7 protein-coding genes, 1 tRNA gene and 1 pseudogene are annotated in these 8,462 nt (G+C 71.0%); 3 read left to right on the top strand and 6 right to left on the bottom strand.

Features of this window, described 5'->3' with window-relative positions:
* Positions 1 to 183 (bottom strand): glycosyltransferase (locus tag OZN99_RS19660; protein WP_333779750.1); only part of this gene is annotated, 183 nt, incomplete at its 3' end.
* 71 nt (positions 184 to 254) lie between these two features.
* Between OZN99_RS19660 and OZN99_RS19665 the strand changes: the two genes are divergently transcribed.
* On the top strand, positions 255 to 1,364 hold the full coding sequence (locus tag OZN99_RS19665; RefSeq protein WP_270936960.1) for a PA0069 family radical SAM protein: 1,110 nt from the start codon (positions 255 to 257) through the stop codon (positions 1,362 to 1,364).
* 21 nt (positions 1,365 to 1,385) lie between these two features.
* Here the strand turns inward: OZN99_RS19665 and OZN99_RS19670 are convergent.
* Positions 1,386 to 1,458: transfer RNA gene (locus OZN99_RS19670), tRNA-Ile, on the bottom strand.
* A gap of 183 nt (positions 1,459 to 1,641) precedes the next feature.
* On the opposite strand from OZN99_RS19670, the gene ppa reads away from it, so the two are divergent.
* Positions 1,642 to 2,190, top strand: coding sequence for an inorganic diphosphatase (ppa, locus tag OZN99_RS19675; protein ID WP_270936961.1), 549 nt, complete (start codon positions 1,642 to 1,644; stop codon positions 2,188 to 2,190).
* A gap of 203 nt (positions 2,191 to 2,393) precedes the next feature.
* Positions 2,394 to 4,529, top strand: coding sequence for a sodium-translocating pyrophosphatase (locus OZN99_RS19680; RefSeq protein WP_456299890.1), 2,136 nt, complete (start codon positions 2,394 to 2,396; stop codon positions 4,527 to 4,529).
* An 88-nt stretch (positions 4,530 to 4,617) separates the two neighbouring features.
* On the opposite strand, the gene OZN99_RS19685 is transcribed toward OZN99_RS19680, so the two are convergent.
* From OZN99_RS19685 to OZN99_RS19700, 4 genes and pseudogenes are all read right to left on the bottom strand, one after another.
* Positions 4,618 to 5,271: a hypothetical protein gene (locus OZN99_RS19685; protein WP_270936962.1), complete on the bottom strand. Its 654-nt coding sequence runs from the start codon at positions 5,269 to 5,271 to the stop codon at positions 4,618 to 4,620.
* 60 nt (positions 5,272 to 5,331) lie between these two features.
* Positions 5,332 to 5,913: a GNAT family N-acetyltransferase gene (locus tag OZN99_RS19690; RefSeq protein WP_270936963.1), complete on the bottom strand. Its 582-nt coding sequence runs from the start codon at positions 5,911 to 5,913 to the stop codon at positions 5,332 to 5,334.
* 1 nt (position 5,914) lies between these two features.
* The gene (gene rpoD / locus OZN99_RS19695; protein ID WP_270936964.1) at positions 5,915 to 7,840 is read right to left on the bottom strand and encodes an RNA polymerase sigma factor RpoD; all 1,926 of its coding nucleotides are present in this window, start codon (positions 7,838 to 7,840) and stop codon (positions 5,915 to 5,917) included.
* A 70-nt stretch (positions 7,841 to 7,910) separates the two neighbouring features.
* Positions 7,911 to 8,462: pseudogene (locus tag OZN99_RS19700) on the bottom strand (DNA primase); the annotation flags it as partial.

Genomic DNA, 8,462 nt, shown 5'->3' on the forward strand with positions numbered 1-8,462 from the left:
GACGACCCGCGCGCCGAGGCCGCGCGCGACCGCCTCCGTGCCGTCCGTGCTGCCGCCATCCACCACCACGACCTCCGCCACGGCGCCGCCGAGCGCCGCCAGCGCGCCGGGCAGCGTCGCCGCCGCGTTCAGGGCCGGGACCACCGCGGACAGGCCGTCGATCACGCCCATTCCAATTCCCATTTTGTTCTTGACGCCACCCCTCGCCCTCGCCACTGTCGCCCGTGAACAAACCGGGAAACAGGGGAGCGATCATGCCCGACGGTGGAGCCTCCGCCATGCCCTCCCTGGCCCGCAAGGGCCGGGGCGCGGTGACCAACCCGCCGGTCCGCTACGAATCCCGCCGCACCGAGGCCTGGGACGACGGCTGGGGCACGCTGGCCGCCGAATTCGGCGAGTTGCCGCCGCTGCCGACCGAGCTGATCCGGGAGAAGGCGAAGACCGCGCTGAGCTGGAACGACAGCCCGGACATCGGCTTCGACCGCTCGCTCAACCCCTATCGCGGCTGCGAGCATGGCTGCGTCTACTGCTACGCCCGTCCCGCCCACGCCTATGTCGGCATGTCGCCCGGCCTCGATTTCGAGACGCGGCTGATGTTCAAGCCCGACCTGCCGGACCTGCTGGAGAAGGAGCTGGCGAAGCCCGGCTACCAGCCGAAGCCGGTCGCGCTGGGTGCCAACACCGACCCCTACCAGCCGATCGAGCGCACCCTCGGCATCACGCGCCGCGTGCTGGAGGTGCTGGAGCGCTTCGGCCATCCCGTGACGATCGTCACCAAGAGCGCCGCGGTGCTGCGCGACCTCGACATCCTGACCCGGATGGCGGAGCGCAACCTGGCGCATGTCTGCCTTTCTGTCACGACGCTCGACCTCAAGCTGGCGCGGCTGATGGAGCCGCGCGCCGCCTCTCCGCTCAAGCGGCTGGAGGCGGTCTCGGCGCTGGCCAGGGCGGGCGTGCCGACCGGCGTGCTGGCCGCGCCGATGATCCCCGGCCTGAACGACGCCGAGCTCGAGCGCATCCTGGAGGTCTCGGCCCGCGCCGGCGCGACGCGGGCGGGCTATGTGCTGCTGCGCCTGCCACTCGAGATCCGCGGCATGTTCGAGGCCTGGCTGAACCAGCACCACCCCGACCGCGCGGCCCGCGTTCTGGCCCTGGTGCGGGAGACGCGGGGCGGCCAGCTCTACGATAGCCGCTTCGGCACGCGGCAGACCGGGACCGGCCCCTATGCGGAACTGCTGGCCCAGCGCTTCAAGGTGGCGCTGCGGCGCTTCGGGCTGGACGGGCGGGGCAACATGGGCCGCGCGCTGGACTGCTCCCAGTTCCGCGCCCCGCAGGAGGCGCCGCGGCAACTGGCGCTGCTGTAGGGTGACGCGCGGCGCGCGGGATGGGCCCGGAGGGACTCGAACCCCCAACCAAGCCGTTATGAGCGGCCCGCTCTGACCATTGAGCTACAGGCCCGGCGCCGCCGCACTGATCCCCGAAGCCGGCGGGCCATGCAAGCCCGCCGGCGAACCCGGCCCGGCGGGGCCGGCGCGGCGGACCGGGCGCCGATCGGGCCATGCGCGGAAGGTTTGCCGGGCCGGCGGAAGGCTGCTACCGCCTCCGCCGCTTCCCTCCCCGCAGCCTCGGAAGGTCACGCCGATGAACCCCGCGAAGATCCCGACCGGCAAGGCGCCGCCGCACGACATCAACGTGGTGGTGGAGATCCCCCAGGGCAGCCAAGTGAAGTACGAGCTCGACAAGGACAGCGGCGCCGTGGTGGTGGACCGCTTCCTGTTCACCCCCATGGCCTACCCGGCCGCCTACGGCTTCATCCCCGGCACGCTCGCCGATGACGGCGACCCGACCGACGTGCTGGTGCTGACCCCCGCCCCGGTGGTGCCGGGCTGCGTGCTGCGCGCCCGCCCCATCGGCGTGCTGCACATGGAGGACGAGGCCGGCTCGGACGAGAAGCTGGTCTGCGTGCCGCACGACAAGGTCCACCCGATGTATTCGGGCGTGACCGACGCGGACGAGCTGCCGCACATCACCCGCGCCACCATCGAGCACTTCTTCGCCACGTACAAGGACCTGGAGTCCGACAAGTGGGTGAAGGTCAAGGGCTGGGGGCCGGCGAGCGAGGCGGTGGAGATCATCCTGAAGTCGATGGACGCCTACAAGGCGGACACCGCCGGCAAGGCCAAGGAATAGCCGGCCCGGGCCGGCCGCCTGGGCCGGCCCCGCGTGACGGCGCGGTTGTGGCGATTTCACGCCTGGGTGGCGTTGCCAGCAGCACCCGCTTCAAGCAAGTTTCCGCCGGGCCCGAGCGCCGGGCCGGCCCGATGGTGCGCGCTCGCCCGCGCCCTGAGGTCGGCCGCGCGCCGCCCTGGGGAGCCATGAGGGGGTAAGCCGCCTTGATAACAATATCGGTCCTTCTGATCATCGTGCTGGGGGCGCTGTCGATCGCCTACGGCGTGAGGACATCCAAGGAGATCATGGCGCTCGACGCCGGCTCCGCCCGCATGCAGGAGATCGCCGCGGCGATCGCCGAAGGCGCCAGCGCCTACCTCAAGCGGCAGTATACCACCATCGGCATCGTCGGCGTGGTGCTGTTCTTCCTGATCCTCGCGGCCTTCGGCTTCGGCGGGCACGCCTTCGCGGTGGCCATCGGCTTCCTGATCGGCGCCGTGCTCTCGGGCGCGGCGGGCTTCATCGGCATGAACGTCTCGGTCCGCGCCAATGTCCGCACGGCGCAGGCCGCCACGCAGTCGCTGGCCGCCGGCCTCGACGTGGCGTTCAAGTCGGGCGCCATCACGGGCATGCTCGTCGCCGGCCTCGCGCTGCTCGGCGTCGCGGTCTACTTCCTCATCCTGGTGCCGATCGGCGGCGCGGCGCCCAACAGCCGCCTGGTGATCGACGCGCTGGTGGCGCTGGGCTTCGGCGCCTCGCTGATCTCGATCTTCGCCCGTCTCGGCGGCGGCATCTTCACCAAGGGCGCCGACGTGGGCGGCGACATGGTGGGCAAGGTCGAGGCCGGCATCCCCGAGGACGACCCCCGCAACCCCGCCACCATCGCCGACAACGTGGGCGACAACGTCGGCGACTGCGCCGGCATGGCCGCCGACCTGTTCGAGACCTACGCGGTGACCATGGTGGCCACCATGGTGCTCGCCGCGATCTCCTTCGGCGAGGAAGCGCGCGTCGCCGCCATGCTGTTCCCGCTGGCCATCGGCGCGGTCTGCGTGGTGACCTCGATCGCCGGCACCTATTTCGTCAAGCTGCCGGCCAACAACTCCATCATGGGCGCGATGTACCGCGGCTTCATCGTCACCGGCGCGCTCTCGCTCGCGGTGCTGCTGCCGCTGTCCTTCCTGGTCTTCGGCACCGGGACCGTGACGGCGGGCGGCGCGACCTTCGGCGCCTTCAGCCTGTTCCTCTGCGGCGCGGTCGGCCTGGCCGTCACCGCGGCGATCGTCTGGGTCACCGAATACTACACCGGCACAGACTTCCGCCCGGTGCGCTCGATCGCCGAGGCGTCGCAGACCGGCCACGGCACCAACGTGATCCGCGGCCTCGCCGTCAGCATGGAATCCACCGCGCTGCCGGCGCTGATCATCATCGCCGGCGTACTCTCGGCCTACGGGCTGGCGGGCCTCTACGGCATCGCCATCGCGACGACGACGATGCTGGCCCTGGCCGGCATGGTGGTGGCGCTCGATGCCTTCGGCCCGGTGACGGACAATGCCGGCGGCATCGCCGAGATGGCCGGCCTGCCGAAGGAAGTGCGCGTCTCCACCGACGCGCTCGACGCGGTGGGCAACACCACCAAGGCGGTGACGAAGGGCTATGCGATCGGCTCCGCGGGCCTCGGCGCGCTGGTGCTTTTCGCGGCCTACACGCAGGACCTCAGCTACTTCATCGCCAATCCCGGCGCCTATCCGTATTTCGCCGGGATCGGCCAGCTGAACTTCAGCCTCTCCGACCCCTACGTGGTCGTCGGCCTGCTGTTCGGCGGCCTGCTGCCCTATCTGTTCGGCGGCATGTCCATGACCGCGGTGGGCCGCGCGGCCTTCGCCGTGGTGGAGGAGGTGCGCCGCCAGTTCCGCGAGAAGCCGGGCATCATGGCCGGCACCGACAAGCCGGACTACGGCCGCGCGGTGGACATGCTGACCAAGGCGGCGATCAAGGAGATGATCATCCCCTCGCTGCTGCCGGTGCTCTCGCCCATCGTGGTCTTCGTGGTGATCCTGGCCATCGGCGGCAAGGCGGCGGCGTTCAGCGCACTGGGCGCAATGCTGCTCGGCGTCATCGTCACCGGCTTCTTCGTCGCGGTCTCGATGACCACCGGCGGCGGCGCCTGGGACAACGCGAAGAAGTACATCGAGGAAGGCAACTACGGCGGCAAGGGCAGCGAGGCCCACAAGGCCGCGGTGACCGGCGACACGGTGGGCGACCCGTACAAGGACACGGCGGGCCCGGCGGTGAACCCGATGATCAAGATCACCAACATCGTGGCGCTGCTGCTGCTGGCGATCCTGGCCCACAGCTGACGCGCCCGCCTTCGGCGCGAACGGGAGGGCCGGCGGAGCGATCCGCCGGCCCTTCTTCTTTCCGGCGTTCCGCCCGGCCTGGCGGGCTTCAGCCCTCGGCCAGCGCCATGATCCGCCGCAGCTCCGTCTCCTGCTCGCGCAGCATCCGCGCGGTCTCCGGGCGGGACAGGCTGGCGGTGCGGCTGGCCATCAGCGCCTGCCCGGCCGCGACACGCGCGATGGCTGCATGGCGCGCCGCGGCGGCGCCTTCCGGCACCCCGCCGGCCAGCGCGTCGGTCTGCCGCAGCAGCGCCGCCAGCACGCCCTGGACATGCGGGGCCCCTTCATCGATGGCGTAGCGCAGCTCCGGCGCCCGGTAGTTCTGCCGCGCCGCCTTCGCCATCAGCGTGCCGAGTTGCGTCACGGCCGCCGCACCTGCCGGATCGAAGGGCTCCACCTTCGGGACCAGCGCCGCCAGCGGGTTGGTGCGCGCGGTCGGCAGCCCGTCATCGGCCATGTAGGCGAGGAAGCCGAGCCAGGCCGCGGCCGCCTCCTGCAGCGCCTGCACGGCGCCGGCGCGGCCCTCCGCGGTGATCTCCGCCGGCGGCGGCGGCAGCCGCCAGGGATCGGGGACGACGCGGTCCGCGGGCGCGGGCAGCACGACGTCGCGGGCCTGCAGCGACCAGTCGCGCACCGCCGAATAGTCGGGGGAGCAGGCGCCGAGCAGGCCGAGCCCCACCACGCCGATGCCGATGCGCCTCATCCCCCGGTCCCCCCGAATCGGGAGGAGCCTACCGCATCGGGCGGCGGCAGGCAGGCCGCGTCAGATGCGCAGCCGCTCCGGGATCGGCAGGCCCAGGCGGCTCGGCACCGGCCAGACCTCGCGCACCGTGCGCAGCACGCGGAAGCCGGCCGCGACGTAGTTCGGCAGGGCGCGCGGATGGTCGGCGGTGCAGGTGTTCACCGTCAGCGCGCGGGGCTTCTCCGCCCAGGCGGCATCGATGGCATGGCGCAGCAGCGCGCGCCCGGCACCGCGGCCGATGGTATGCGGCATCAGGCCGAAATAGGACAGGTTGGTCCCGGCCTCCCCGCCGCGCCGCTCCAGCTCGTAGAAGCCGGCCGGCTCGCCGCCCTGGTAGAGGACATGGATCGAGATGTCCGGCCGGGCCAGCAGGCCGGCGATCTCGTCGTCGGCCACGGTGCGGCGCAGCCACCACACCCAGTCGCGCCCGACCGTGTCGTAGAGGTAGCGATAGAAGGGCACGGAGCAGCGCTGCACGCGCACCACCGAGGATCCGGCGGGCAGCGCCGGCGCGGCATCCTGCGGCGCCACGTCCATCCGCAGGAAGGTCACGTCCACCGCGATGCGCGTGACCGGTTCGCGCATCGCCGTCGCGCCAGACATCTCAGTTGTCCAGGAAGGACCGCAGCTTCCGCGACCGGCTCGGGTGCTTCAGCTTGCGCAGCGCCTTCGCCTCGATCTGGCGGATGCGCTCGCGCGTCACGTTGAACTGCTGCCCGACCTCCTCCAGCGTGTGGTCGGTGTTCATGCCGATGCCGAAGCGCATGCGCAGCACCCGCTCCTCGCGCGGCGTGAGCGAGGACAGCACCCGCGTCGTCGCTTCCCGCAGGTTGGACTGGATCGCGGCATCCAGCGGGATGATCGCGTTCTTGTCCTCGATGAAGTCGCCGAGGTGGCTGTCCTCCTCGTCGCCGATCGGCGTCTCGAGGGAGATCGGCTCCTTCGCGATCTTCAGCACCTTGCGCACCTTCTCCAAAGGCATGCCGAGCTTCTCCGCCAGTTCCTCCGGCGTCGGCTCGCGGCCGATCTCGTGCAGCATCTGGCGGCTGGTGCGCACCAGCTTGTTGATGGTCTCGATCATGTGGACCGGGATGCGGATGGTCCGCGCCTGGTCCGCGATGGAGCGCGTGATCGCCTGGCGGATCCACCAGGTCGCGTAGGTGCTGAACTTGTAGCCGCGGCGGTACTCGAACTTGTCCACCGCCTTCATCAGGCCGATGTTGCCCTCCTGGATCAGGTCCAGGAACTGCAGGCCGCGGTTGGTGTATTTCTTGGCGATGGAAATCACGAGGCGCAGGTTGGCCTCGATCATCTCCTTCTTCGCCTGGGTCATGTCGCGCTCGCCGCGCGAGACGGTGGCGTAGACGCGCTTGAACTCGTCCACCGGCAGGCCGGTGTCGCCGGCGACCCGGGCGATCTCGGCGCGCACCGCCTCGACATCGTCCTTCGACTTCGCGACGAAGTTCTGCCAGCCCTTGCCCTTCAGCTTGGCGAGCCCGTCGAACCAGGCGGGGTCCAGCTCATGCCCGCGCCATGCGCCGATGAACTCGTCGCGCTTGACCTTGTGGCTCTCCGCCATGCGCAGGATCTGGCCTTCCAGACCCGTCAGGCGCCGGTTCAGGCCCTTGAGCTGGTCCACCAGCTCCTCGATCCGGTTGTTGTGGAGATGCACCTTCTCCACCAGCGCCACCAGCTCGATGCGCTGCTTCTCGTAGGTCTTCTCGCTGCGCGCGGAGGTCTCGCCGCCCGAGGTGTAGGCGTCCATCCGCTTGGCGGAGAGCTTGTGCAGCTTGGAATAGGCGCTCTCGATCGCCTCGAAGGCGGCCAGCGCCTCCGGCTTCAGCTTCTCCTCGAGCGCCGAGAGCGACAGGCCGAGGCCGCCCTCGCCCTCCTCGCCTTCCTCGAACTCCTCTTCCTGCTGCTGCTCCGCGCCGGCGCTTTCCGGGTTGTTCGCGCCGGCCGTCGCCTCCAGGTCGATGACGTCGCGCAACAGCATGCGGCCTTCCTTGACCGCGTCGTGCCAGGCCACGATCGCCTTGAAGGTCAGCGGGCTCTCGCAGAGCCCGCCGATCATCATGTCGCGCCCGGCCTCGATGCGCTTGGCGATCGCGATCTCGCCCTCGCGCGAGAGCAGCTCGACGCTGCCCATCTCGCGCAGGTACATGCGGACCGGGTCGTCGGTGCGGCCGAGGCTCTCCTCGTCCACGTTGCCGCCGGACTCCTCGTCCTCCTCCTCGTCCGCCTTGGCGACGGGCTTGGGGGCGGCGGCTTCGCCGTCCTCGCTCTCCTCGTTCTCGACGACGTTGATGCCGAGGTCGTTCAGCATCGCCATCGTGTCCTCGATCGTCTCGGAGGACACCTGTTCCGACGGCAAGGCGGCGTTCAGCTCGTCATAGGTGACGTAGCCCCGCTCCTTGCCGCGGGCGACCAGCTTCTTGACGGCGGCGGACTGGATGTCGAGCAGCACGCCCTCCACCGCCTCGTCCCGGCCCTCCGCCGTCTCGGCGCCGTTCGCGACCTTGGTTGCCATGCCCGACCTGCTCCATCACGGAAGGCCGCCTCCCCCGCCGGGGACGCGGCGCTTGCAAACACCCTCTACCCTATGGGGACCCGTCCTCGGCCGCCTGCGCGGTCGCCGGCGGCGCGCCCTCGTCGTCCCATTCGCCGCGCCGAAGCGCATCCAGCGCCTGGGACAGCCGGATCAGGCGACGCTGGGCGGCGGGGTCGTTGGTCTCCGCCAACGCCTGCCGGGCCGCCGCCTGGTCCGCCAGAAGCTCCGCCTCTCCGCGCAGCAGCCCGAAGAAGTGCCACCAGGCTTCCAGCGCTTCCTGGGGCTGGGCATCCGGCCGCGCCGCAGCGGGCAATGACGGGTCGCGCAGCAACGTGGCCACGAAATCCCCCACTCCGACCTCGGCGAGGTGGTCCATCAACCCCGCCGAGTCAAGCGCATGGCCTTCCGCAAGCCATGCCAGTGCCAGGGTCCGGCATTGCGCGACGGGGCCATCAGGCAGGTCGAGGCCGGCGAAACTCTCCTCCACGTCGGGCAGCAACCAGGGGTGGCGCAGCGTGATCGCCAGCAGCGCGCCGGCCTGGGCGGCGTTGCGCCGCGCCGCGGTGATCGCCGGGCGGGCGCGTGGCGCCGGGGCCGGCCG

Source organism: Falsiroseomonas oryzae (assembly GCF_027856955.1).
Taxonomy (GTDB): domain Bacteria; phylum Pseudomonadota; class Alphaproteobacteria; order Acetobacterales; family Acetobacteraceae; genus Falsiroseomonas; species Falsiroseomonas oryzae.